Origin of the sequence: Roseixanthobacter psychrophilus, assembly GCF_043195195.1 — a bacterium.
GTDB lineage: Bacteria > Pseudomonadota > Alphaproteobacteria > Rhizobiales > Xanthobacteraceae > NCEH01.
Map to the genome: position 1 here is coordinate 19,810 of NZ_JBAFWT010000030.1, position 25,678 is coordinate 45,487.

25 protein-coding genes and 1 tRNA gene are annotated in these 25,678 nt (G+C 65.6%); 3 read left to right on the forward strand and 23 right to left on the reverse strand.

Annotation, left to right across the window (positions count from 1 at the left end; genetic code table 11):
- Positions 1–3: 3 nt before the first annotated feature.
- From V5F77_RS21115 to V5F77_RS21140, 6 genes are all read right to left on the reverse strand, one after another.
- Positions 4–597: a nucleoside 2-deoxyribosyltransferase gene (locus V5F77_RS21115; RefSeq protein WP_429007320.1), complete on the reverse strand. Its 594-nt coding sequence runs from the start codon at positions 595–597 to the stop codon at positions 4–6.
- A gap of 110 nt (positions 598–707) precedes the next feature.
- Complete coding sequence (locus V5F77_RS21120; RefSeq protein WP_429007321.1) at positions 708–902, reverse strand: hypothetical protein; 195 nt, start codon at positions 900–902, stop codon at positions 708–710.
- 77 nt (positions 903–979) lie between these two features.
- On the reverse strand, positions 980–1,774 hold the full coding sequence (locus V5F77_RS21125; protein ID WP_429007322.1) for an amino acid ABC transporter ATP-binding protein: 795 nt from the start codon (positions 1,772–1,774) through the stop codon (positions 980–982).
- Between the two features lie 11 nt (positions 1,775–1,785).
- Complete coding sequence (locus tag V5F77_RS21130; protein ID WP_429007323.1) at positions 1,786–3,177, reverse strand: amino acid ABC transporter permease; 1,392 nt, start codon at positions 3,175–3,177, stop codon at positions 1,786–1,788.
- A 7-nt stretch (positions 3,178–3,184) separates the two neighbouring features.
- Positions 3,185–4,477: an amino acid ABC transporter permease gene (locus V5F77_RS21135; RefSeq protein WP_429007324.1), complete on the reverse strand. Its 1,293-nt coding sequence runs from the start codon at positions 4,475–4,477 to the stop codon at positions 3,185–3,187.
- Positions 4,478–4,623: 146 nt separating this feature from the next.
- Positions 4,624–5,634 carry an amino acid ABC transporter substrate-binding protein gene (locus tag V5F77_RS21140; protein WP_429007325.1) on the reverse strand — a complete coding sequence of 337 codons (1,011 nt, stop codon included), beginning with the start codon at positions 5,632–5,634 and terminating at the stop codon, positions 4,624–4,626.
- A gap of 174 nt (positions 5,635–5,808) precedes the next feature.
- Between V5F77_RS21140 and metC the strand changes: the two genes are divergently transcribed.
- On the forward strand, positions 5,809–6,987 hold the full coding sequence (metC, locus tag V5F77_RS21145) for a cystathionine beta-lyase (protein ID WP_429007326.1): 1,179 nt from the start codon (positions 5,809–5,811) through the stop codon (positions 6,985–6,987).
- Positions 6,988–7,087: 100 nt separating this feature from the next.
- Here metC and V5F77_RS21150 read toward each other — a convergent pair whose 3' ends face one another.
- The 11 genes from V5F77_RS21150 to V5F77_RS21200 form a co-directional block, all read right to left on the reverse strand.
- On the reverse strand, positions 7,088–7,420 hold the full coding sequence (locus tag V5F77_RS21150; RefSeq protein WP_429007327.1) for a lipid-A-disaccharide synthase N-terminal domain-containing protein: 333 nt from the start codon (positions 7,418–7,420) through the stop codon (positions 7,088–7,090).
- A complete protein-coding gene (locus tag V5F77_RS21155; protein WP_429007328.1) occupies positions 7,410–8,165 on the reverse strand; it encodes a glycosyltransferase family 2 protein in 756 nt (251 codons plus the stop codon). The genes V5F77_RS21150 and V5F77_RS21155 overlap by 11 nt, the downstream gene beginning before the upstream one ends.
- Entirely contained in the window at positions 8,162–9,067 is a 906-nt protein-coding gene (locus V5F77_RS21160) for a phosphatase PAP2 family protein (RefSeq protein WP_429007329.1), read from the reverse strand. Before V5F77_RS21160 ends, V5F77_RS21155 begins: the two co-directional genes overlap by 4 nt.
- Positions 9,064–10,800 (reverse strand): ArnT family glycosyltransferase, encoded by a 1,737-nt coding sequence (locus V5F77_RS21165; protein ID WP_429007330.1) that lies wholly within the window; start codon positions 10,798–10,800, stop codon positions 9,064–9,066. The genes V5F77_RS21160 and V5F77_RS21165 overlap by 4 nt, the downstream gene beginning before the upstream one ends.
- A gap of 166 nt (positions 10,801–10,966) precedes the next feature.
- On the reverse strand, positions 10,967–11,800 hold the full coding sequence (locus tag V5F77_RS21170; RefSeq protein ID WP_429007331.1) for a hypothetical protein: 834 nt from the start codon (positions 11,798–11,800) through the stop codon (positions 10,967–10,969).
- 147 nt (positions 11,801–11,947) lie between these two features.
- Positions 11,948–12,136: a hemin uptake protein HemP gene (hemP, locus tag V5F77_RS21175; RefSeq protein ID WP_429007332.1), complete on the reverse strand. Its 189-nt coding sequence runs from the start codon at positions 12,134–12,136 to the stop codon at positions 11,948–11,950.
- Positions 12,137–12,340: 204 nt separating this feature from the next.
- On the reverse strand, positions 12,341–15,463 hold the full coding sequence (locus V5F77_RS21180) for an efflux RND transporter permease subunit (protein WP_429007333.1): 3,123 nt from the start codon (positions 15,461–15,463) through the stop codon (positions 12,341–12,343).
- Positions 15,464–15,467: 4 nt separating this feature from the next.
- On the reverse strand, positions 15,468–16,625 hold the full coding sequence (locus V5F77_RS21185) for an efflux RND transporter periplasmic adaptor subunit (RefSeq protein WP_429007334.1): 1,158 nt from the start codon (positions 16,623–16,625) through the stop codon (positions 15,468–15,470).
- Positions 16,626–16,803: 178 nt separating this feature from the next.
- Positions 16,804–18,003 carry an aminotransferase gene (locus tag V5F77_RS21190; protein WP_429007335.1) on the reverse strand — a complete coding sequence of 400 codons (1,200 nt, stop codon included), beginning with the start codon at positions 18,001–18,003 and terminating at the stop codon, positions 16,804–16,806.
- Positions 18,004–18,097: 94 nt separating this feature from the next.
- Positions 18,098–18,394, reverse strand: a complete 297-nt coding sequence (locus V5F77_RS21195) for a hypothetical protein (protein ID WP_429007336.1) — start codon at positions 18,392–18,394, stop codon at positions 18,098–18,100.
- A 57-nt stretch (positions 18,395–18,451) separates the two neighbouring features.
- Positions 18,452–20,233 (reverse strand): potassium/proton antiporter, encoded by a 1,782-nt coding sequence (locus V5F77_RS21200; protein ID WP_429007337.1) that lies wholly within the window; start codon positions 20,231–20,233, stop codon positions 18,452–18,454.
- 149 nt (positions 20,234–20,382) lie between these two features.
- Between V5F77_RS21200 and V5F77_RS21205 the strand changes: the two genes are divergently transcribed.
- Positions 20,383–20,676 (forward strand): hypothetical protein, encoded by a 294-nt coding sequence (locus V5F77_RS21205; protein ID WP_429007338.1) that lies wholly within the window; start codon positions 20,383–20,385, stop codon positions 20,674–20,676.
- A 650-nt stretch (positions 20,677–21,326) separates the two neighbouring features.
- Here the strand turns inward: V5F77_RS21205 and V5F77_RS21210 are convergent.
- From V5F77_RS21210 to V5F77_RS21225, 4 genes are all read right to left on the reverse strand, one after another.
- Positions 21,327–21,403, reverse strand: a tRNA-Arg gene (locus V5F77_RS21210).
- A gap of 72 nt (positions 21,404–21,475) precedes the next feature.
- A complete protein-coding gene (locus V5F77_RS21215; protein ID WP_429007339.1) occupies positions 21,476–21,781 on the reverse strand; it encodes an ETC complex I subunit in 306 nt (101 codons plus the stop codon).
- Between the two features lie 187 nt (positions 21,782–21,968).
- Positions 21,969–22,259: a hypothetical protein gene (locus V5F77_RS21220; protein WP_429007340.1), complete on the reverse strand. Its 291-nt coding sequence runs from the start codon at positions 22,257–22,259 to the stop codon at positions 21,969–21,971.
- A 17-nt stretch (positions 22,260–22,276) separates the two neighbouring features.
- A complete protein-coding gene (locus tag V5F77_RS21225) occupies positions 22,277–22,600 on the reverse strand; it encodes a hypothetical protein (RefSeq protein WP_429007341.1) in 324 nt (107 codons plus the stop codon).
- A 197-nt stretch (positions 22,601–22,797) separates the two neighbouring features.
- Between V5F77_RS21225 and V5F77_RS21230 the strand changes: the two genes are divergently transcribed.
- A complete protein-coding gene (locus V5F77_RS21230; protein ID WP_429007342.1) occupies positions 22,798–23,847 on the forward strand; it encodes a hypothetical protein in 1,050 nt (349 codons plus the stop codon).
- Positions 23,848–24,008: 161 nt separating this feature from the next.
- Here the strand turns inward: V5F77_RS21230 and V5F77_RS21235 are convergent, their stop codons facing one another.
- Both V5F77_RS21235 and V5F77_RS21240 read right to left on the reverse strand, forming a co-directional pair.
- Entirely contained in the window at positions 24,009–24,665 is a 657-nt protein-coding gene (locus tag V5F77_RS21235) for an alpha/beta hydrolase (protein WP_429007343.1), read from the reverse strand.
- A gap of 56 nt (positions 24,666–24,721) precedes the next feature.
- On the reverse strand, positions 24,722–25,651 hold the full coding sequence (locus V5F77_RS21240; RefSeq protein ID WP_429007344.1) for a ring-cleaving dioxygenase: 930 nt from the start codon (positions 25,649–25,651) through the stop codon (positions 24,722–24,724).
- Positions 25,652–25,678 lie beyond the last annotated feature (27 nt).

A 25,678-nucleotide genomic window follows, 5' to 3' on the forward strand; every position in this document is an offset into this window, starting at 1 on the left:
GTCCTACCAGCCGACGAGGCGGTTGACGACGAAGCGGATCACGAACGAGGCGACGAGGGCGATGGCGATCTTCGATCCGAGCCCGAGGCGCAGCGCGCGTGCGCGCTCCATGCGGTGGAGATACTCCGCCGCCGCCGCAATCGCCTCGCGGGGGTGGTGAGCAACGGGCACGCCGGGGTGGGCGATCATGAGGTTTTCCGGGTGGCCGAAATCCTCCACCAGATGGCCGTCGGCATCGCGCAGGCCATTTTCACCCGCCGAGGCAGAGATCCGCTCCGTCATGGGGCGGGCATCCTCGGTCCAGAGGAACACCTGCAGGCCCCGGGCTTCCCCATAGCCCAGCTCCCACGCGGTGCCGGGGTCCATATGGGCGCCACGAAACGGTGTGATATTGGCGATGATCGCATCCGAGCGGTGGATCTGGGCGATGCAGCGGGCGCGGATGGCCGCCGAGGACATCTCTTGCGCCTGATCACTGGCGTCGAAGGGATGCAGGGCCTGCAAGCCATGGGCGGCGCACAGAGCCACCAGCTCCTGGTAATGGGAACCGGCATCCAGCCGGAACACGTCCGGCCCTGCAAGATAGACCCGAGCCATGGTTCGCGTGCCTCGTGCGCGTCACGACGCACGGAAGGGAGCGCCGGTGCGCCCCTTCTTAGCACGGCAGGAGCGGTGCGCCAGACTGGGCCGGGCGCACCGGGGCGTCATCACACCGAGGTCATGTAGCTCGCGGCGAAGCCGATAATCACCAGCACCAGCCCGACGGCGAGGATGGTGACGATGCGGCCTGAGGAAAGGCCCTGCCTTGCCTTGGTCGCGGTCTTCACGACCTGCCCATCGCCCCCGCGCTGGTCGGGCGCGCGGAAGGCGGCTTCTTCACGGCGTTCTGTCTGGTCTTCCATGTCACGTCTCCGTTTCTACTCGGAGATGTAACGCCGGACGCGGCGTAAGGTTCGTCGCGCCCGGCCTTTCGCCGTCCTCAGTGCAGAATCTGCGAGAGAAACAGCTTGGTGCGCTCGTGCTGGGGATTGGAGAAGAACGTGTTCGGTTCGTTCATCTCGATGATCTGGCCAGCATCCATGAAGATCACCCGGTCCGCCACCTGCCGCGCGAAGCCCATTTCGTGGGTCACACACAGCATGGTCATGCCTTCCTCGGCGAGGCTCACCATGGTGTCGAGAACCTCCTTCACCATTTCCGGGTCGAGGGCCGAGGTGGGCTCGTCGAACAACATGATGCGCGGGCGCATGCACAGCGCGCGGGCGATGGCCACGCGCTGCTGCTGGCCGCCGGAGAGCTGGCCGGGATATTTGTTCGCCTGCTCGGGGATCTTCACCTTCGTGAGGAAGTGCATCGCCACTTCGTCCGCTTCCCGCTTCGGCATCTTGCGAACCCACATGGGGGCGAGGGTGCAGTTTTCCAGGATGGTGAGGTGCGGGAACAGGTTGAAGTGCTGGAACACCATGCCCACCTCGCGGCGCACCTCGTCGATGCGCTTGAGGTCGTTGGTCAGCTCGATGCCGTCGACGACGATCCGGCCTTTCTGATGTTCTTCCAGGCGGTTGATGCAGCGGATCATGGTGGATTTGCCGGAGCCGGAGGGCCCGCAGACCACAATCCGCTCGCCGCGTTTCACGGTGAGGTTGATGTCCCGCAGCACGTGGAAATCGCCGTACCATTTGTTGACGGAGACCAGTTCCACGGCGATGGCGGGCGCGCTCGCCTCGACCTCGGCGATGAGGGGATCTGGGGTGGGAGACACGGAAGACGACATGACACTCTCCCTCAATGACGGTTGGACCGGTCGAGCCGCTTTTCAAGCGCCATCGAATACCGGGACATGCCGTAGCAAAAGACGAAATAGACGATCCCGGCGAAGCCGAAGCCGGTGAACAGCGTCGTGGGCGTCGCCCATGACGGATCGGTGAACGAGGCGCGCAGGATGCCCAGCAGGTCGAAGATCGAGACGATCAGGACCAGCGTGGTGTCCTTGAACAGGCCGATGAAGTTGTTGACGATGCCCGGGATCACCAGCTTCAGCGCCTGAGGCAGGACGACGAGCCGCATCATCAGGCCGGAGCGCAGCCCCATGGCCTGCGCGCCTTCATATTGGCCCTTGGGGATTGCCTGCAGGCCGCCGCGCACCACCTCCGCCATATAGGCCGAGGCGAACAGCGCCACGCCCACCAGCGCGCGCAGCAGACCGTCGATGGTGAAGCGACCGGGCAGGAACAGCGGCAGCATGTAGGTGGCGAAGAACAGCACCGTGATGAGCGGCACGCCGCGCCAGAACTCGATGAAGACGATCGAGCTGATCTTCACGAGCGGCAGGTTGGAGCGCCGCCCAAGCGCCAGCAGGATGCCGAGCGGCAGCGAGACCACGATGCCCGTCACCGCGATGACGAGGGTCACGAGCAGCCCGCCCCATTGCCGGGTTTCCACCTCCTGCAGGCCGAAGTCGAGGTCCACCGCCAGCAGCACGAGGGCGAGAATGCCGAACGTGGTGAGCGTGCCCCGTGCCGCACCGCCGCGGCTGCCGCCGAACAGTGGGGCTGCCAGGGCTGCAATGCCGGTGGCGATGCCGGTCACGACGACAAACTGCACCCAATAGGACAGGCGCAGCCCGGCGAACGAACCGCGCAGGTTATCGAGGCCGGTGCCGCCCAGCAGGAAATTGTTAAGCGAAAGGTTGCCGCCGGTGAGCAAGACGAAGCAGATCACCGGGTAGATGCCGAAGAAAGCAAGCGCGTTCAGCCGCTTGTACGGCACCTTGGGGAACAGCAGCGGGGCCAGCAGGGCAGCGCCGAGGAAATAGACGATGTTCACCCGCCAGCGTTCGCTCTCGGGATAGAAGCCGTAGAGGATCTGGTTGAACTTGGCATAGATGAACGGCCAGCACGCCCCCACGGGGCGGCCGATCTTCTCCGGCAGGCACGCGTCGCGGCCGGCGCCGGTCCACACCGCGTCGAAGATGAAGAACTTCAGCAGCGGCGGGATGGTGACATAGATGACGATGATGCCGAGCAGGGTCAGCAGCACCTGCCCGACCGAGCCGAACAGATGGGCGCGGGACCAGCCGTAGATGCCCCGATTGGAAACCGGCGCCGGCTCCTGCGGGCGCAGGTCCTTGGGAGCCACATAGGCGATTTGCTGGGCGGAGGGGATTGCGGTGTTCATGGCGCCCTCACCGTTCCACCAGCGCGACGCGCTTGTTGTACCAGCCCATCAGCGCCGAGGTGAGGATGGAGATGGTGAGATAGACCGCCATGGTGATGGCGATGATTTCGATCGCCTGGCCGGTCTGGTTCAGCGTGGTGCCGGCGAAGATGGCGAACAGGTCAGGATAGCCAACCGCGACGCCCAACGTCGAATTCTTGGTGATGTTGAGATACTGGCTGGTAAGCGGAGGAACGATCACCCGCATGGCCTGGGGAATGACCACCAGCCGCAAGGTCGGCCCCGAGCGCAGGCCGAGCGATTTGGCCGCCTCGGTCTGTCCCTTCGACACCGCCAGGATGCCGGCGCGCACGATCTCGGCGATGAAGCCGGCGGTGTAGATCGACAGGGCCAGCAACAGCGCCACGAATTCCGGGATCACCCGCACGCCACCAACGAAGTTGAACCCTTGGAGGTGCGGGGTTTCCAGCGTCACCGGCACGCCAAGCGCTAGGCACACCGCCAGCGGTAACAGCACGATCAGGCCGAGCGCGGTCCAGAACACCGGGAATTGCTGCCCGGTCGCCAATTGGCGCGCCCTTGACCATCGCGAGATCAGGAAAGTGGCGACGATGGCCGCTAAGAAGGCCACCACCACCCAGCCGAAGCCGCTTTCGAACAGAGGCCGCGGCACCACGAGGCCGCGATTGTTGATGAACACGCCGGGCGGCGACACATTGGCTGCGAGCGCATGCAGGCTCGTGGCCACGCCGGCGAGGCCGAGCCCGCCGAACGCATCACCGATGGAATTGAGGAATGGCTGAAGGCCGAAGCCCCAGCTCTGGCGCGGGTTCGGCATGGTGGCAAGCACCGCGAGGTACCAGAACAGGATCTGGAACAGCGGCGGCAGATTGCGCGTGACTTCCACGTATGCGGACGCGAGCGCCTTGATGACCACGTTTTCCGAGAGCCGCGCCACGCCCACGAGGAAGCCGATGACGGTGGCGAGGATGATGCCGAGAACGGCCACCAGCAGCGTGTTGAGCAGGCCCACCAGGAAGGCGCGGCCATAGCTCATGGATTCCGAATAGGGGATGAGCGTCTGCGTAATGCCGAAGCCGGCGGAATTGTCGAGGAAGCCGAAGCCGGAGGCGATGCCCTGCCGGGCCAGATTGGCCTGGGCATTGGCGAAGAACGACCAGACCAGCCAGATGAGCGCGATGCCCAATGTGATCTGGATCACTGCGGAACGGAGCGCCGGATCGGTCCACGACCATTTCCGGCGCGTCGGAGCGGGCTCCGACCAGCGTGCGTCTGTCATCTAGCCCCTCAAGATCCGGGACTCTGCGGCCCCTTTTTGGAAGATGTGAATGTCGAAGGAAGGTCCCGCCCCCCAGCCGTGGCGCTACCGGCCCGGCCAACCGGACCGGAGGGACCCGGCGCCTCGCGGCGCCGGGTCGGTTGCGATCAGCGAACGGGCATGCCGTATTGCAGGCCGCCCTGGTTCCAGAGCTTGTTGAGGCCGCGATTGATGCCGAGGGGAGTCGAGGGGCCGAGATTGCGGTCGAAGATCTCGCCGTAATTGCCAACCTGCTTCACGATCTTGACGACCCAGTCGTTGGGGACGCCGATCGCCTCGCCATACTTGCCGTCCGAGCCCAGCAGACGCTTGATCTCGGGATTGGGGGAATTGACCATTTCGTCCACATTCTTGCTGGTCACGCCGAGTTCCTCGGCATTCAGCAGGGCGAAATAGGTCCACTTGATGAGGTCGAACCACTGGTCGTCACCATGGCGCACCAGGGGGCCGAGGGGCTCCTTGGAGATCACTTCCGGCAACACCATGTGGTCATTGGCGTTGGTCAGCTTCAGCCGCACCGAATAGAGCTGCGACTGGTCGGAGGTGAAGGCGTCGCAACGGCCGGAATCATAGGCCTTCACCGTCTCGTCGATGGTGGCGAACGCGATCAGTTCATACTTGAGATTGTTGGTGCGGAAATAGTCGCCGACGTTCAGCTCATTGGTGGTGCCGGTCTGCACGCAGATGGAGGCGCCCGCCAAGTCCTTGACCGACTTCAGGTTCAGCGACTTGCGCACCAGGAAGCCCTGGCCGTCGTAATACATCACGCCGGCGAAGTTGAAGCCGAGGGTGGTGTCGCGCGACATGGTCCAGGTGGTGTTGCGCGAGAGCACGTCGATGCCGCCCGACTGGAGCGCGGTGAAGCGATCCTTGGCCGAGAGCGGGGAGTATTTCACCTTGGTGGCATCGCCGAAGATGGCCGCCGCCACCGCGCGGCAGAAGTCCACGTCGATGCCGGTCCAATTGCCCTTGTCGTCGGGATTGGAGAATCCCGGAAGTCCTTGCGTCACGCCGCAATTGAGAGAGCCGCGTGCCTTTACGTCTTCAAGCGTCGCGGCATGCCCCGCGCCGACGCCAAGCGCGATCAATCCAGCCACTGCACACAGGATGCGTTTCACGGAAGGTCCCTTCTCTTGTTGCACCTGAAGCCAATCGGACAACGTCCCGCGGTTCGGGATCGACGCCGTCGTCCTGGACGTCGTATGGGATACATCTCAATCCCTCGCGACCGGGTGGTCAATAGCATGCCGCGTGCGTGGGCAGATGCAGGATTAGGCAATTCGGAGCACCCGATGGCGCCCACCCAACCTAAAGCAAGTTTCGAGCCAGACACCGAGGTGGTCCGCCTCGGTCGCGATCCCTTCCGCTTCGACGGCTTCGTCAATCCGCCGGTGGTGCGGGGCTCCACGGTGCTCTATCCCACCTATGCCGACCTTGCGGCACACCGGGCGCGCTACAGCTACGGCCGGCGTGGCAATCCCACCACCGAAGCCCTTGAAACGGCTTTGAAATCCCTCGAAGGCTCCGATGGGGTCGTCCTCACGCCTTCCGGCCTTTCGGCGGTGTCCATCGCCCTGCTGAGCAGTGTGGGCGCGGGTGATCATTTGTTGATGGTCGACACGGCCTATTATCCGACGCGGCGTTTCTGCGACACCGTACTCGCGCGGATGGGCGTGGAGGTCAGCTATTACGACCCTCTCGCCGGGGCAGGGATCGCACAACTGGTGCGGGAAAACACCCGCGCCATATTCCTTGAGGCTCCAGGCTCCCAAAGCTTCGAAATGCAGGACGTGCCGGCGATCACGGCGGTGGCGCGGGCGCGCGGCATCACCACGCTGATCGACAATACTTGGGCAACGCCGCTGTTCTTTAGGCCGCACGATTTCGGTGTGAATATCTCGATCCAGGCCGGCACGAAATATATCGGCGGGCATGCCGACCTCAATCTCGGCACTATTTCCGCAGTCGGGGCGAGTTGGAAGCGCGTGCACGATACCCATGGCGACATGGGAATCTGCATCAGCCCCGATGACGCCGCCCTCGGTTCGCGCGGCTTGCGCACCATGGCCGTTCGGCTGGAACGGCACCAAGCTTCGGCGCTGACGATCGCCCGCTGGATGCAGGGCCGCCCCGAGGTGTCGCGGGTGCTGCATCCTGGGCTGGAGAGCGACCCCGGCCACGCCATCTGGGCCCGCGATTTCAAGGGGTCGTCCGGCCTGTTCAGCATCATCCTCAAGCCGGTGTCGGATCAGGCGCTCGCGGCCTTCTTCGATGCACTCGAGCTGTTCGGCATGGGCTATTCCTGGGGTGGATACGAAAGCCTGATCATCGCGTTCGACTGCTCCACCTATCGCACCGCGACCAAATGGCAGGCCGAAGGGCCGGGAGTGCGCCTCCACATCGGGCTCGAAAGCCCGGCGGACCTGATGGCGGACCTCGATCAGGCCTTCGCCAAGATGGCGTCGGTATAGGGCGGGGCGTGGCCTCTTAACAGGGCTTCGAAAACCCCTCCCCTATACGTTCCATCCCCTCTCCCGCGTGCGGGGGAGGGTTAGGGAGGGGGGAACGCCCTCAGGTCGAGGCGCGATCGGCCCGGCGTTCGCGCAGGGCGAACTGCAAGTTGCGGATATAGATGAAGGTGGAGAGCGCCTGCCCGGCGATGAACACAGGGTCCTTGCGGTACAGCGCATAAACCAGCAGCAGCGTGCCGCCGCCGAGGGAGAAGGTCCAGAACGCGAAGGGGATCACCGACCGCCCTGCCCGTTCGCTCGCAAGCCATTGCACCACAAAGCGCATGGTGAACAGGATCTGGGCGACGAACCCGAGGACAACCCACCAGTCCAGCTGCGTGACGAACACGTCGTGCAGATAATCCCCGGCGGCCTGGACCAGTTCAACGAGCATTCGGATCAACCTTCACCAGTTCCGGCACGCGGCGGCGCCGGATCAGCCACCAGACCCCCAACAGATCGGCGATGCCGACCCACAGGCGATCGAAGAAGCCGTATTTGGATTTACCGTGCCAGCGCGGCCGGTCCACCACCGGACATGTCACGATGCCATACCCTTCGCGCGCGACCAGCGCGGGCGTGAAGCGGTGAAGCCCGTCAAAGACCGGCAGACGCAGATAAAGTTCGCGCCGCACGACTTTCAGGCCGCACCCTGTATCCTTGGTTCCGTCCTGCAGCAATCCCCCGCGCACCGCATTCGCGATCCGCGACTGGACGCGCTTGAAGGCCGTGTCCTTGCGCCCCTGCCGCTCGCCCTGCGCCATGCCGACCCGCGGGCCGCCCTCATCGAGGCGGCGCAGCAGCTCCGGCAGGTGGACCGGATTGTTCTGCCCGTCGCCGTCCAGAAGCATCAGGATCTCTCCCGTGGCCGCCCAGGCCCCGGTGTTGACGCCGGCCGATTTCCCGCAGGCCTTGGCGTGGCGCAGGATGCGCAGATACGGCCGCCCCTCTGCAACCTTGTGCAATTCGGCAAGCGTGGCGTCGGTCGAGCCATCGTCCACGAAGATCAGCTCGAACGGCTCCTTCAGGGCGGCGTCGATCTCGGCGACCAGCGGTGCGATGTTCTCCGCCTCGTCCTTCACGGAGATGACGACGGACAGGCGCGGGTTCACGGGGGAAAGGGGGACGGGGGAATTCAAGATCTCGCCTCTTCAAGCGCCGATGCGCGAGCGGATGTTGGGATAAGGTGGGACAGCCGGCGTGCGCCCGGCCCCGTCATGGGGCGAATGGCGCCGTCCCCGGCCACGGCGAAGACCAGACGGCGGGCCGCGAACAGCTTGACCGTCAGGATGGTGAAGACGCAGGCCAGCGCGGCGCCGGCGAGCACGTCGCTGGGATAATGCGAACCGAGCACCACGCGCGACGCGGCGACCAGCGTCGCGACGGCAACCAAGGCGATCCGCGCGCGTGGATAGAGCGCGGCCAGAGCGAGGGCAGTGGCGAACACCACCGTGCTATGCCCGGACGGAAAGCTGGAAAACCCTGCGCGCAGCGCGAACCAGTCGAACGTGAGCTGGGCGTTCGGCCCGGCAAGGTGGAGTGCCATATAGGGCCGCGCGCGGCCTAGAAGGTATTTAAGCACTAGAACGAACAGCCCGATGCCCGCGACATTGAAGAACACGAACCCGAGCCGCGCCACCATGGCGGCGGCGACGCGCCGGCCCATGTCGTCGAGATGCGGCTTGACCGCCAGCACCGCCAGCAGAGCCAGCCCGAGCGGCCACAGGATCACGCCACCGAGGCCGAGCGCCGTGATGCGCTCGAAGAAATGCACGATCCACATCGGCGTGCGCAGCCGCAGGCCCGGAATCAGCGGGTCGAGGAGGATCATGGAGGCGGCGATCAGGCTCACCGCCAGGATGGCCAGGGCAAGTCCCTCCACGCCGCCCGCGAGCCCCACCCGGGGGCGCGGGCCGCGCACCCGCCGCTGCCAGAGATAGCGCCAGGAGGCCAGGAGGCCGGCCAGCGTCATGCCGGCATCGACGGCGAAACGCGCCATGCGGCCGCGGGCCGCGCCGGCATCGGGCGAAGGGGCGCTCACGGCTTGCCCTCCGCCGGCCGATAGACGGTGATGCTGACCTTGCGCCCACCGTTATAGGTGAATCCATCGACGGTTTCGGTGGCCCGGTAGGCGAGCCCGATGTCGCGGGCATGGGCCTCGAACAGCGGCTTCATGTCAGCGCCGATGAAGGCGATGGCGCAGCCGCCCTTCTTCAGCAGATCCCCCGCCTGGTGCGGATCGGTGAACTTGATGTCGGTGCCCACCAGGAACACCAGGCTCGGTTCCTGGTAGGGCACGGTCGCCACATTGGCCGCCGGACAGCCGCTGACGCGGACGATCTCCGCCAGGCGCTGGGAAATCCACACGCCGCGCATCTGCGGCAGCAGGACGCCATAGACGCCCCAATAGAGCAACAGCGCTCCGGCAACGGCGACCAGGAACGCGCCTTGCGGACCTGGGACGGCGATGCTGCGCGCGGCGATCACCAGCAGCACCAGCACCAGCGCCAGCGCCAGCAGCGGCCATGCGGCAAGGCCAAGCCCGCTGCCGAGATAATGAAACCCGACCACGAGCGCGATCAGCAGCAGGCCGCCGAGGATCGGCCAGAGATTGGCGAAGTCGCGCATCCGCCGGCCCTGCCCCACCAGCGCGCCGCGCTCGATGGCGAGGGCGGCCAGGATGGCGAGGCCAGGATAAAGCGGAAGCACATAGTGCGGCAGCTTGGTGGCGGTGATCTCGAACACGATCCAGGCCGGAACCACCCAGGCCAGCAGGAACCGCACCGCGCGTTCCTTGCGCGCGCGCCAGACGAACGGCACCGCCATGGCGACCAGGGCAATGGCCGGCCAGAACGTGCCCCACATGGCAAGCAGATAGGTGCCCGGCGGCCCCCAATGGCCTTCCTGGCCGTCGGTGACCTTGCCCAGCATGTCCACCCCGACCGCCAGCTTGTAGAAGGCGCCGTTGGTGACGAAATAGATCGCGACGAACCAAGGCAGGCAGATCAGCGCGCACCAAAGCAGGCCCGGCAGCGGCTTGAGGCGGCGCAGGAAGCCACCCGAGCGCTCGATGATCACGAGGGTGAGAATGGGCAGGCCGAGGAACAGCGGGGCCATCGGCCCCTTCACCATGATGCCGACGCCGAGGCCGGTCCAGAACGCGGCGGCGCGGGCGAAATCGCCTTTGGTGTCGCTGTCGGGCCGGATGTAGACGCGCGCCAGCACCGCCATGGAGCACAGCGTGGTGAACAAAAGCACCGCGTCGGTCTTGGCGAGGCGGGCTTCCACGCCGAGAAGGACGCAGCTCGCCATCATCAGTCCCGCCAGCAGCGCGCCGCGCCGGGAGACGAAGTTGAGCGCCGCCCAATAGGTCAGCAGCACGGCGCCGATCGCGGCGAACAGCGACGGCAGGCGATAGAAGACGATGGAAGAGCGGGCCGAGGGTCCGACCACCGCCTCGCCGAGCGTCACGCTCGCGGCCTGCAGCCAGTGGATGCCGGCCGGCTTCTTGTAGCGGACCTGATCGTGGAACCGGATGTCCACGTAATTTCCGCTCTCCAGCATCTGCTTCGTCGCCTGGGCGAAGCGGGCCTCGTCGCGGTCGATGGGAGAAATGCTGGAAATGCCAGGCACGAAGGCGAGCAGAGCCACCACCACCAGCGCGAACACGGCGCGCGCGTGACTCGCCGCTGCGCGATCGAGGGCCGCGCTCAGCGACGTCCCAATATCGAGGGCCCAGGGGCGGCGCGCGCCGGCGGGCTCGGTGATGGCCATGCGTTCAGTCGGGTCCGGTCGTTCAGGGCGCGGGACCATAGCAGAAACGCCCGCGCCGGAAAGTGCCCCTTCCCCGCTTCGCCACCGCCATCATCCCTTGCGCCTGCACTGACCGAGCAGATGGGCGGAAGAAAGGCACGTCATGCCCGCGCGTCGGCAGTCAGCGTCAGGCGGCGTCGCCGAACGTATCGCGATCGAGGTCCGCGCCAAAGGCCAACCAGCGCGCATTGCCGCCGAGAACGCCGGCAAGGGCAGCCCCATCGGGAATCAGGGTGGACAGCGCGGACAGGACGGCACCGGGTCCTGCGGCCCCACCGCCCCAGACCATCCGCTGCGGCGGATGCGGGCGCAGGTGCGCCCGCGCCCGGGCCAGCACGCCGGCCGTGGCCTCATGAGCGACACGCAGGCATAGCCAGAGGTCGGCATGTCCAAAATAGTCAGCGATCCGCGCCGAACCGTCGGGCACGCTTTCGGCGCCGACCGCGCCATGAAGGTGATGATCGATCATAACGGGAACGCCGTGGCCCAGGGCGAATGGCAGGGCGCGCGCCGCATCGTCCCCGGTCAGATGCAAATGGAGGCCGAAGGCTGCGAGTCGACGCATCAAGGTGCCGGCTGCGCCCTCGCCGGCGGCGGCGAGAGCGCCCCCGTTGATGGCGATCGCCGTTGCGCCGCGTCGGGCGAGGTCGCCCAGGATGCCAGCATCAAGCCAGGGATGGCCGGGAATGACCGCCCGCAGGCGCGAGGGGGCATGCGCCACCATGTAAAGCACGTCAGAAATCAGAGCCTGGATGGGCGTCGTCACGATAGCCGCCGCAAGGCCGGAGCGATCCATCCGCTGCATCAGCAGGCGAGAAGCATGTTCCGCGCCCTGCGCGCCAAGCGCCGGCCAAGCGGCGAGCGTATCGCAATCCGGCACACGCAGCGACGCATCCACCAGATCCAGCCCGCCGGCGTCCTGAAGACCGCGCCGCAAGGCGCGCGCGTCGATGAGCTTCATGTCTTCCGCTCCCGGTCATCGGAGCCAGCATGTTTTCGCCAGGACCCATGACAAAGATAGCCGGCTTTTTAGATATGGCGGAAGTCTTCTTAACGAACAATGCATCCAAAGTGGAGCAACACGGGGGTCAATTGGTGTTGCGGCGCACTATTTTGTCAGGATCAGCTTGCCCTGCGACGTCAGCCGCAATTGGTAGACTTGCTCGCCATGGGCAATGGTGATCACCCGGCCGGCAGAAAACAGGTCGCGGCTATCAAGCTGCGCCCCAATCATCGGTATGGCCCGCGCCTTGTTTTCCGCACCCCAGGCCGAACCGTCATGCTCATGCTTGGCCATTTTGAATTACTCCAAATCGAAATCTCACTGAGAATGGTTTAGGACAAGACGTTCTGCTCTTTAGAACCATTCAATATTTAGCAATCACTGCATGACCGTTCAGTAATACATTAATGACATCAAATCAACGCAAACGCGAACGGGTATTCTGCAGCGCACGCGGCGCTGCAGAGGGATCGGCGCAAAAAATGGCTGGAAAAATAGCTATTCGGCCGGTGCCGGCGGCGACGATGCGGGTTGAGGCTCCTCATCGCCCGACACGGCCCGGCTAACGATCCGATCGAATCGGTCGAGATAGAGATAGATCACCGGGGTGATGTAGAGCGTGAGAAGCTGGGAGACCAAAAGGCCGCCCACAACGGCGACGCCCAGGGGCTGACGCAATTCCGAGCCCGCTCCGGCCCCGATTGCGATGGGGAGTACGCCGAAGATCGCCGCCAGCGTGGTCATCATGATGGGCCGAAACCGCATCAGGCAGGCTTCGCGAATGGCGTCCTGCGCATCGGCGCCCTCACGCCTGCGAGCAAGCGCGAAGTCGATCATCATGATCGCGTTTTTCTTCACGATCCCCACCAGCATCACGATGCCGATCAGCGCGATGACCGACAATTCCATGTTGAACGCCATCAGCGTCAGGATCGCGCCGATGCCGGCGGAGGGCAGGCCCGAGAGGATCGTCAGCGGGTGAATGAAGCTCTCGTAGAGAATGCCCAGCACGATATAGATCACGACTACCGCCGCCAGGATCAGCAGCGGCTGGTTGGAGAGCGAATCCTGGAACACCTGGGCGGTTCCCTGGAATCCGGTGTTCACGCTCGCCGGCAGGTTCGCCGCCTGCTCCGCCGCGCGGATCTGCTCCACCGCCTGGCCGAGCGAGGTGCCGGGCGCCAGATTGAAGGAAATGGTGACGGAGGGCTGCTGCTGCTGGTGCGCGATCTGCAGCGGCCCGACGGTCCGCCGAATGTTGGCCACCGATTCCAATGGAACCACGCCCCCCTTGGAGGTGCGCAGATAGACTTTGCTGAGGTCGTTTGCGTCGCGCTGGAAGCGCGGCTGAACCTCGGCGATGATCGCGTATTGGTTGGTGGAGGTGTAGAGCGTCGCCACCTGCCGGGTGCCGAACTGGGTGTAGAGCGCATCGCGCAATTGCGCCTCGGTGATGCCCAGCGCCGCCGCCTTGTCCTTGTCGAGATCGATGGTCAATTGTGGATTGGAGATCTGCAGATCCGAGGTCACGTCGCGCAGGCCAGGCAGTTCCGCCAGCCGGTCCAGCAGCGCCGGCGCCGCGGCATAGAGCGCCACCGTATCGGAGCTCTGCAGCGTATATTGATATTGGCTCTTCGAGGCGACACCACCGATATTGATGTTCTGCACCGGCTGGAAGAACACGTTGACGCCGGGGATTTCCGAGACGCGCTTGCGCAGGTCCTGAATGACGCCGGTTGCGCTCTTGGCGCGCTCGGCGCGTGGCTTCAGCGCCACGAACAGGCGGCCGGTGTTGGTGGTGCGGCTGATGCCCGTGGCGCCGGCGGTGGAGACGAGATAGGCCACATTGGGATCGGCCCGCACAGCGGCCGCCACCTTCTTCTGCCGCTCCACCATAGCCTCAAAGGAAGAGTCGGTGGCGGCCTCCACGGTGCCGGTGATGAAGCCGGTGTCCTCGGTGGGGAAGAAGCCCTTGGGAATGGCGATATACAGCGCCACCGAAGCGAACAGGGTCGCGAACGTCACCACCAGCATGAACGGCCGATGGCGCAGCACGAAGTCCAGGCTGCGGCGATAGCCGCCGAGCCACGCCTCGAACATGGCCTCGGTGACGCGATAGAAGGCGCTCGGCTTCTTGTGATGATCCACGGATTTGAGCACCCGCGCGCAGAGCATGGGTGTCAGTGTCAGCGAGACGAAGCCGGAAACCAGGATGGCGACCGAGATGGTGACGGCGAATTCGCGGAACACGCGCCCCACCACGCCGCCCATGAACAGGACCGGGATGAACACCGCCACCAGAGACACGGTCATCGAGATGATGGTGAAGCCGATTTCCCGTGCGCCGAGGATCGCGGCGGCGAACGGCTTCATGCCGTTCTCGATGTGGCGGTAGATGTTCTCCAGCACCACGATGGCGTCATCCACCACGAAGCCCACGCACAAGGTCAGCGCGAGCAAAGTCATGTTGTTGATGGAGAAATTCAGCACCCACATGGCCGCGAAGGTGGCGATGATGGAGATCGGCAGCGCCAGGGCCGGGATGATGGTGGCCCGCAGGTTGCGCAGGAACAGGAAGATCACCATCACCACCAGAACGATGGCTTCCATCAGGGTCTTCTGCACGTCCCCCACCGCATCGCGGATCGAGACCGAGCGGTCGTTCAGCACCTGGATGTTGACCGAGGCGGGGACCTGGGACCGGTACTGGTCGAGATGGGCGCGCACCTGGTCCACCACGGCCACGGTGTTGGCCTCGGGCTGGCGCACGACGGCAAGCACGATGGAGCGCTCGTCGTTGAACCAGGATGCGATGCGCTCATTCTCCACGCCGTTGGTAATGCGGGCGATTTCGTCGAGCCGCACCGGGGCGCCGTTGCGCCAGGCCACGACCAGCCGGCGATAGACCTCGGCATCCGCCTTGGGGATGCCCATGTCGATGGTGATCGATTGCTTGGGGCCGGACAATTGCCCGATGGGCGTGTTGGACGCGGCGGCCTCGATCGCGGCCTGGATGTCGGAGGATGAAATATTGCGGGTCGCCGCGGCGGCGGGATCGACGCGGATGCGCACCGCATATTTCTGCGTGCCATAGATCTGCACCTGGGCAACGCCCGGCAATTGGGAGATCTGCTGGCCGATGATCGTGTCGGCATATTCGTTCACCGACGACAGCGGCAAGGTATCGGAGGAGACCGCCAGCAGGATCACCGGCGCATCGGCCGGATTGACCTTTCGAAAGCTCGGCGGCGTGGTCATCTCGTCGGGCAATTGGCGCTGCGCCACCGACAGGGCGGACTGAACGTCGAGCGCCGCCGCGTCGATGCTGCGCGACAGGTCGAACTGGATCGTGATTGAGGTCGAGCCCTGGGTGCTCGACGAGGTCAGCGAGGTGATGCCCGAGATGGTGGAAAGCTGGCGCTCGATGGGCGTCGCCACCGCCGAGGCCATGGTCTCCGGGCTTGCGCCCGGCAGCGTCGCGGTGATGTTGATGGTGGGAAAGTCCACCCGCGGCAACGCCGCCACCGGCAGCAGACGATAGGCGAACAGGCCCGCCACGATCAACGACAGCATCATCAGCGTCGTCAGCACCGGGCGGCGGATGCAGAGTTCCGCGAACATAAGCTCAGCTCCCGGCCGGCCGCTGTGGCGCCACCGATTTCACATCCACACGACTGCCGGCCCGAAGCGAAAGCTGGCCCTCGGTCACCACCGTCTCGCCGTCCGACAGGCCCTTGGTGACGACCGCCTCGCCATCCACGGTGCGCGACACGGTGATGGGCCGCACCTGGGCGAGGCCCTTCTCGATCACGAACACGAACTGCCCGCTCTGGCCGTTTTGCACCGCCTCGGCGGGAATGGCGATGACGTCCGGCTCCATGCGCAGGGTCACGGAAACATCGCCCAGCGTGCCCGGCCACAGCCGCTCGTCATCATTGTCGAATAGCGCCCGGACCATCAGCGTCCCGGTCTGCGGATCGATGGTATTGTCGATCGCCACCACGCGACCGCCGCCGACCCGCTCATTGCTGCCTTGCAGGCGCAGGTCCACGTCCGCCTTGCCCATGGCTGCGCGAATTTCGCCGAGATAGCGTTCCGGCACGCCGAAGGTGACGTAGATCGGCTTGAACTGGCGCACGGTGGCCAGTGTGTCGTCGACCCGGATCACCGCGCCCGGCCGAACGCCGGAGATGCCGATGCGCCCGGTCACCGGCGCGGGAATCTCGTAATAGGTCCGCTGCACCGTGAGATTCTGGAGATTGGCCTCGTCCTGCTCGACGGTGGCCTTCTGCATGTCGGCGGTGGTCTTGGCATCGTCGAGCTGCACCTGGGACACGGCGCTACGGGCCAGAAGGCCGCTATAGCGCTCCACATCGCGCAGGGCCTTCTCGAGCTGCGCCTTATCCTTCGCGAGGGTGGCCTGCGCCTGCCGGATCTGGGCATCCACCTCACGCGCGTCGAGCACCAGCAGCACGTCGCCCTGCTTCACCGCGGCGCCATCCTCGAACAGCACCCGCTCCACCCGGCTGGACACCCGGGCACGGATCGCGACCGTCACCAGGGGCTCGACCGTGCCGAGCGCCTCCAGGCGCAGCGGCATGTCCTTTTCGACCGCCGGCGCCACCAGCACCGGCACCCGCCGTTCCTGCTGAACCTGGGCATTGGCGCCGTTGCTCTTAGCGAAAAGTCCATGGGTCCACGCATAGGCACCGCCGCCGATGGCAGCGAGACCAAGGACGACGATCAAAAACCGGCGTCCGTTCGAACTGCGTCCCGCACCCATGCACACCTCAACCGCAGCAATACCGTTCGCCCACCCGCGTCGCCGCGGATCCGCCTTCCCTTAGCGTACCTCCATTTGACGCCTAAACGACCTTGAGGAAAGCGCCATCTGGCAGATGTATGCGCGCTTAACGCATCCGTGATCGCTTCAAATCACATGAAAAACCGAAAAACGCCAGCTACCTGTATACCGCAATCGCCCGTTCCAGCCGGTCGAGCGCGGCATCCAGCGTTTCGTCGCGCTTGGCGAAGCAGAAGCGCACCACCGAGCGGACGGCGTCGCGCGCATAAAAGGCCGAGACCGGGATTGCGGCGACGCCATAGGTCCGCACGAGATCGAGGCAGAATGCCTCGTCGTCGAGCTGGGGATCGAGCGCCGCAAGATCGATGGAGAGGAAATAGGTGCCGGCGCTCGGCAGGACCGGAAAGCCGAGCGCGGACAATCCGCCCGCAAGCCGGTCGCGGGCGCGCTGGAGCTGGGCGCGCATGTCCTCGAAATAGCGCTCATCCTTGCCAAGCCCGTAGGCGACCGCCGCCTGGAGGTTCGGCGGGGTGGTGAAGGTGAGGAATTGATGGGCCTTGGTCAGCACCCGCATCAGCTCCGGCGCGGCGCAGACCATGCCGACCTTCCAGCCGGTCATGCCGAAGATCTTGCCGGCGGAACCGATTTTCACCGTCCGCTCGCGCATGCCCGGCAGCGCCATCAGCGGAACGTGCCGGCGCCCGTCGAACACCACGTGTTCCCACACGTCGTCGCACACCGCGAGCGCGTCGAAGGCGATGCAATGATCGGCCAGCAATTGCAGTTCGCCGGCCGAATGCACCACGCCGGTGGGATTTTGCGGATTGTTGAACAGGACCAGCTTGGTCCTTGGGCTGAACACCGCGCCCAATTGTTCGGCGGTGATGCGCCATGCGGGCGGCTCCAGGCGCACCAGGCGGGGCACCCCGCCGGCCCGCAGCACCAGCGGCAGATAGGCGTCATAGAGCGGCTGGAACAGCACCACCTCGTCGCCCGGCTCGATCAGCGCGAACAGCGCACCCGCCAAAGCCTCGGTGGCCCCAGAGGTGATCATGATCTCGTTGTCAGGGTCGAGGTCGAGGCCCTGCCAGTGGCGATAATGATCCGCCGTCGCCTGCCGCAATTCCGGCAGGCCCATCATGGGGGGATACTGGTTCCAGCCGTCCAGCACCGCCTCGGCCGCCTTCTGCCGCACATCCAGGGGGCCGGGATCGTCCGGGAAGCCCTGGCCGAGGTTCACCGCCTGGTGGGTGCGGGCCAAGCCGGACATCACCTCGAAGATGGTGGTGGGGAGGCCGGAATAAACCGGGTTGAGGCTTCGTCCGGGGCGAAGCGGGGCAATGGCGGACTGGGACATGGGCGGCACGCGAAGTTCGAACGGACGAAACGGGCGATACGTCTGGCAGAAGCGGGAATCCGCGCGCCCGTCAAGTCGCCCGGCCGCATCCGGCCTATGCGGATTTCGCCTGCGGAGCCGAAAGCGGGGCGAGCGCGGCCACAAGTTCGGCGTCGGTGACGGTGGAAAGCGGCTTCAGCAGCTTGGCCGCTTCCGTGCGCCGGCCCGCGCGCATCACCAGGATCACCGTCTCAGCCCCGCCGCAGCCCGGATCGCCGCAGGCGATCTCGCTGACCGAAACCGAGGCCTCCTCATCCAGCTCCAGAATGCGCCGGACACTGTCGGCGAGAGTGCGGGCCGCATCGCGCGCGCCCTGCCCGTCGCCACGTCCCCGCATGAACAATCGCACCATGAGGGTGCCTCCTTGGTCCGCCGGGCGGCCACGCCACCGGCGCGCCGAAGCCGGCTGTTACATAGTGTCCGGCCGATTGCGGCCTTTGCGTGCCAGCCGCAAAAACCCCTGGATGAATTCCGTCCCGCGCCCCGCGTCGCTTCGCTCCAAGCGCAGCGCAGCCAATGTGACCCGCCCGTTCTCGACCTGCCGCACCTCGATGGCAGCATGGCCGAACACGATCCGCATGCCGGGTGCGGGGCGGTCGTCGGTACGATCGGCAAAGGCGCCAGCGACCGTGAACGCCCGGTCGCGAGGCGGGATCGGCAGGCCGTAGAGATCGCCGATATCGCCCAGCCGGATTTCGCCCGCGAACGGGAATGCGGCATCTTGCCCCCACACCAGTTCCTCCAGCATGAACAACCGGTCCAATTGGTGGACGCGCTGCGGCGGGGTCAGCAGATAGACATAGTCGCGGGCCAGCAGAAGGCCGGCCTCCTCGGGGCCGAGCACCTTGCCCTCGCGCACCACCAGCACCATGCGCGCCCAATCGGGCAGCAGATCGGCGCGGATACCGACCGTGCCGGCGGCGACCGGATAAGCCACCAGTTCGTGCTCGCTCTGGCCCGGCAGGTCGATTTCGAAGCGCTGCGGCTCGCGCAGCGGATCGGCGAGCGCCACGTCGAGCCGGCGCGCGGCAAGCGCGAGCGTCCAGCCGTGGAGCAGCAGCGATGTCACCACGACGATGAAGGCAATGTTGAAATAGGTGTGCGCCCCCGGCAGCCCCGCCAGCATGGGGATGGTGGCCAGGAAGATCGAGACCGCGCCGCGCAGGCCGGCCCAGGAGACGAACAACTTTTCCCGCAGCGAAAAGCCGAATGGCCACAGGCACAGGAACACCGTGGCGGGCCGGCCCAGCAGAATCAGGAAGGCCGCCACCCCGAGGCCGGGCAGAATCGCGTCGATCAAGCTGTGGGGCGAGACCAGCAGGCCCAGCATCACGAACATCACGATCTGGCAGAGCCAGGTCACGGTGTCGTGAAAGCTGGTGATGGCGGCGAGCGCCCGCACCGGCCGGTTTCCCACCACGAGGCCCGCCAGATACACCGCGAGGAAGCCGGAGCCGTGCAGCACGGACGTGAAGGCGAAGATCACGATTGCGGAAGCGACCACGAACACGGGATGCAGGCCCGCAGGCAGATCCACCCGGTTGATCATGAAGGTGAGCAGGAATCCACCGGCGACGCCGAACACGATGCCGAGGACAAGCTCCTGCCCGGCACCGGCCAGGATGCCCCAGCCCGCATGCGTCGAGCCTGCCATGAGCAGTTCCACCAGGATGATGGTGAGAAAGACGGCGGCGGGATCATTGGTGGCCGATTCGATCTCGATCACCGCCCCCACCCTGCGGCCGAGGCGCAGGCCTTGGGCACGCACCAGGAACAGGACGGCCGCGGCATCGGTTGAGGCGACGATTGCGCCGACCAACAAGCCTTCCAGAAAGCCTATCCCCAGCAGCACCATGGTCGCCCCGGCCACCAACGCAGCGGTGATGATGACCCCCGCCGTGGACAGCAGAAACGCCGGGGCGAGCGCGCCGCGCATGGTGGTCGCCCGCATGCGCAGGCCGCCGTCGAACAGAATCACGGCAAGCGCGGCGGAGCCGACGACATAGGTCGCCCCGTAATCGCTAAAGTGAATCCCGCCCGGGCCATCTTCGCCCGCAAGCACGCCGATCAGAAGAAAGATCAACAGCAGCGGAGCGCCGAAGCGGGCCGCAAGCAGGCTCGAAAGCGTGCCCACCACGACCAAGGCGGCGCCAACGAGCAGCACCAGATTCGAGAGGCCAATCACTTCCATCTGCAGGCGGATCCTTGCATCCAGACCATCCCGGCAGGCATTTCGCGTGGGATGTAGCCCGATTGCGGCACTGGGCGTATAAAACCCCCAAGTGAAGCCGTGGCCAACACGACCGGGCGCGGCAGATCAGCCGAATATGGATTTAGCCCATGCCGTCTCATTCCGCTGCCCATGCCTTCCTGGTCAGGGCGTGCCTGCGCACCTCGTCGGGAGCTACGGTGCTAGAGCCCGACACCGTCTGCTTCGATATCGATCTTGCGTTGCAGATGGCGAACGATGATCGTTCTTTCGTGGCCGGTGTGGCGATCTTCGCCCTCGGCGAGGACGGCAATCTTCTCAGCGAGTTCCCCTTGATGACCATGGGCGTGGACGTGTCGACGCCGCAACCGGTCACGCTGGCCTGGTCACGGCCGGCGGGAAACGAGAATATCGTTGCAGCCTGAGCCTGCCATGCGGCGCGTCAGCCGCGGTTGGCCATGAAGCGCACCGCCTCGATCGGGGATGCGAAATTGTAGACCCGCACATTCTTGCTGCCGCACAGGTCACATCGCAGGTTTACGGCCTGCGCCTCCCCCGCCTGATCCGGCGTAGGCAGGCGTTGGGTTTCAGACGAGATGATGGAGCGGCGGCGGCACCGTGGGCATTCAGCACAGATCATTCGCCATTATAGCGCCTGAACTGCGGGCAATCCTAGCGTTTCGCTCACGCCCCCGCATTGAGGAACACCCCGGCCCATCGGTCCGGTGTCAGCACCGCGCGTAACGCGAGGGCGTCGAAAAAGCCCGGGCTGCGTCGAAGATCCCCCCGTGGCTCAGGCGAAAGGTCGAGAGCCTGTGTTCACGCATCGCAGCTGCGTGTAGCTCGACGTGATTGTCAGGCGTGTGGCGGCCAATAAAAAAGGCACATCCCGCCCGCAGCAGATCGCTCCGGCTCTGGCCCAGCACGTGCTGGATCGAGGTCGTTCCGGTCCTATGAAGCCGATATGGATGATGCTGCCGTGCCGGATCTTCATCGGAAGGTGTCCGCGCTCGTCATATGGGACGCCCGCAACGCCTGTGCACAACGGGCATCGGCTGTACCACGGGCATCGCCTTGGCGACCCCGGCAGGGCTCGAACCTGCGACCTGCCGCTTAGAAGGCGGCTGCTCTATCCAGCTGAGCTACGGGGCCGGCGGAGGCCGTTCTACCATGAACGCGCGGAGGTTTCGCCCCGCGCCGCGCCCTCATCCACGATCACCGCGTTCAGTGGGTCCACTGGCCGATACGGCGGAAAGCGAAATTGTCGGAATAAGCCATCTTCCGGCGCACCGGCTCGTGCGGCTCGAACACCTGGTAGGGAATGCCCCGACGCTCCGCATAAGCCACCGCTTCTTCCTTGGAGTCGAAGCTTAGATGGATCTGGCTCTTCATATCCGCCGAGCTGGTATAGCCCATGAGCGGCTCGACGGAGCGGGGATGCTCAGGCTCGTACTCAAGCACCCAGTGCTTGGTCTTGCCGACGCCCGACTGCATCGCGTTGCGTGCCGGCTTGAAGATGCGTGCCACCATTGCTCGCCTGCCCCGAATTTCCCGCCTGCCAGATACCGACCCGGACCGCGACGGCGCTTGCCGTCAACCGGCCGCGTCGGCGCGCTTCATAGGTTCGAACGCTTCTATCGCGCGGCGCCCGCGCTTGCAATGCGCCGTGCCGCGCGATGGCCCGCCGCCGATGGCCTCGGCGGGGGGACCGTCGAGATCAGGAATTGATCATCTTCAGGCAGGTCGCCGCGGCTTCGGCGGAATCACGGGCCATGGCGCCGTTGATCTTGCCGGACATGGCAAGGGACTTGGTCTGCGCGGTCACGACGGCGCGCGCATCGACGCCCGGCTTCATCTGCGGGGCGACGGCCGCATAGATGGCCTGGGAATCCGTCGTGAGGCCGGCCGCGCACTTGTTGGCCGCCGGACGGTCCGCGAAGACCGAGGTCGAGACAAGGCACAGGCTCAAAGCCGCAATCGTTCTGAAGGTCACATGCTTCTCCATCATGATGGCGTTGCTTCCAATCAGCGCACGCCGAGTCGGTTTACCGGACCACCCGCATTCGCGCCGTAGCCCGGCGCACCGACACCGACACCCGGCGTGACGCCGACACCGGCAGCGCCGGCCCCGACTCCGGGGCGAACCCCGACACCGGTGCCGTTGGCGACACACCCAACCGGATATCCCGGCTTGGTGCAATAGACGACGCGCGGCGCCGGCCGCACCACGCAGCCGACCGGCACGCCCGGACCGTTGCAATACACCACCGCCTGACTGGGCGTGGGCAGGGCGGAAGCGGCGAGCATCGCCAGGACCGCGGCGGAAAGCGTAACGGCAACGCGAGGCATGTCTCAACTCCCGGATAAATTGGCGCTAAGGGTTAGGCGTGGCGTCTGCGCATCACAATGGCGATTCTTGACCTTTCGGAATGGCATCCGGGAGAACGAGATCGTGGACAAGGTGTCAGCCCGCCACACAGACGTGATAAACAGCGGAAACATTGCAGCTTTCACCAAACGACCGGCACCTGGGGCCAAGACGCGGAATGGACTCTCCCGAACCATCGATCGGCGGATCTCCGGCAAAGCCGCCTGCGGCGGCCGCCGAGGGTGCGGTCGTCGGACTGTCGGAGCTGCGCCAGCGCGCGGGTTTCGCCCATGCGGTGGACCGCGCCGCGCGCGGACTTGTGGCGCTTTATCGTGGGCATTTGCTTCCCAACCGCATCCTCAACGATCGCGGCCGTCTCGCGCTGGCGATGTACGCCCTCTATCTGCATCACACGCCTGATTCCACCGGCGTCGGCCTGACCGTGACCCGCCTCGCCAACCTGTGCCAGGAAACCGGGGTCTGCAGTCGTGGCCGGGCCAAGGCAATGGTCCTTCTGATGCAGTGGGCCGGCTTCCTGGAGGCCGGGCGGCCGCCCCATCCCTTGGGGACGAGCGGGCGCATCCGTCCGCTCGTCCCCACCCAGCGCCTGATCGCCGAACAGACCCGGCGCTGGACCAATATGTGCGGGGCGCTGGCGATCATCGATCCCATCGGCAGCCGCCTGCTGACACAATTGGACAACCCGAAAGTGTTCGGCGCCCTGGTGCGGCATCTGGGCCGGCGATTCATCTCCGGCACCCGCCTCACCGACGCCGCTCCGGCGATGGCGCTGTTCGCTGATCGCGACGGCGGGCTGATGCTGGCCTTCCTTCTTCTAATGTCCGCCAACGACGGCCAGGGCAGCGGTGAGGTGGGGCCGTTCGCGATTTCGATCTCCGCCTTGGCACGTGGTTGCCACGTCTCGCGGGCCCATGTGCTGAAGCTGGTGCGCGATGCCGAGGCGGAGAATCTCGTATACCGTCAGCCGGGCCCGGATGGCGGTGTGTTCCTCGCCCCTGCCTTGCGTTCAGGCATCGAGGCCTTCTTTGCTTCCGCCTTCGCGATGATGATCGCCGGGGGCCGGGAGGCACTGGCGGAAGTCGAGTCGCCAGCGGAAACCGGTACCCTTCCGGAAGTGCTCCCGGTCCCGGCGCAGAGGATCGGTGATCTGGCGCCGGTCCCCTGCCCCGCTGCTCCCCCGCAACGCGACCCCGGACTGCGGCCCTGAGGTCGGGCGCGCGTGCGCCGACCGTTCGGACGCGGGCCCGAAATCGTTGCGAGAATTTTGACGGAATTTCGCGGAATCACCCCGGAAACTCGGAATGACTCCGTTTGAATCCGCTGTTCTTCTTCCGCAAACCGATGTTTCACACGAAACATTTTTGCGCCTCAGGCGACTTTTCCCTGCGCTTGAACAGCCCCGAACCACGCCTGCGCCTTGGCCAGATCCGCCTGGGTCAAGCCGTGACCGGCCGGAAGCGTGACATGCTCCACCGCTGCCCCTGCCGCCGTCAGCATGCCGGCGAGGGTCGCCGCATTGGCCGCCGGAACGATGGGATCCATGCTGCCGGAAAGGATCAACACGGGCGTCCCGGCGAGATCGCCGATGCCCGCCTCCTCAAGCGGCACCATGGCCCGAAGCAGCACGGCGCCCGCGAGCACCCCGGGATGACGTAGCAGGACGGCCGCGGCGATATTGGCGCCATTGGAGAAACCAACAGCCATCGGCGCTGCCAAGCCATAGCGGCTGCGGGCATCGACGACGAAACCCGCCAGTTCGTCGGACCGGCGCCGGACATCCTCATGATCGAAAACCCCTTCCGCGAGGCGGCGGAAGAAGCGCGGCATGCCGCCCTCCAGGACGTTTCCGCGCGGCGACAAAAGGGCCGCATCGGGCGAGAGCATGCGCCCGAGCGGCAGCAGATCGCTCTCATCGCCCCCGGTTCCATGGAGAAGAAGCAACGGCGCAGCACCGGGATTTAGAGCCGGCTCGAAACGATGGACATAAGCGAGGGCATCGGCGGAATGATGTGCAGGATTGGTCATGTCAGACCTCGTTTAATAGCCCGCGCCGGACCGGCGCGGGCGCGAAAGGGGTTGGGTCAAACCAGAACCGGCAGGACCTGCTCGATGACCTCGCGGCGCGGCTCCAGGAAGGCCGGCAGCTTGAGCGCCTCCCCGAGGGTCTGCGCCGGCTCGTCGACGGCGAAGCCGGGGACATCGGTCGCGATCTCGAACAGGACGTGACCGGGTTCGCGGAAATAGACCGAGCGGAAGTAGTTGCGATCCTTCTGCTCCGTCGTCGCGATGCCGTGGTTCTCGGCCAGCCGCTTCACCATCTGCGCCTGCGCGTCATCATTCGCGGCACGGAAGGCGACATGGTGCACCGAGCCGGCACCGGCGCGGCCACGCAGGAAATCGCCCGCCACACGCAGATCCACGATGCCGCCGATGGCAGCATCCGCCTTGTAGCGCACAAGGCTCCCCTCACGGGCCGCTTCCGCGAAGCCGAACACGTCGGTGAGGATCGCACCCGTCGGCGCGGAATCCGCCACCAGCAGGCTGACGCTATGAAAGCCGCGAATGGCCACCTCGGCGGGGATTTCCCCGGATGTCCAAGCCGGCTCACGTTCGGCCCCCGGGACGCCGACAAGAGCGAGGCGGGTGCCGTCGGGGTCGCGGAAGCTCAGCACGCTCTCGCCGAAGCGCTTGGCGGGGGCGTCGTGGACAACGCCCTTCTCGACAAAACGATGTGCCCAATAGCCGATCGCGCCTTCCGGAACGCGGAACACGGTCTCCTGCGTCTCGCCCACCCCGAGACGGCCTTGCGCCGCGTGTTCCCACGGGAAGAAGGTGAGGATGCTGCCGGGTTGGCCGGCCTCATCGCCATAATAGAAATGATAGGTGCCGGGATCGTCGAAATTGACCGTCTTCTTCACCAGTCGCAGCCCAAGCGTGTCGGTATAGAAGATCTTGTTGCGCTGGGCGGGGCCGGAGATCGCTGTAACGTGGTGAATACCGTGGGTGCTCATGGTCAGCTCCTGTGAGCGAAAATTCTG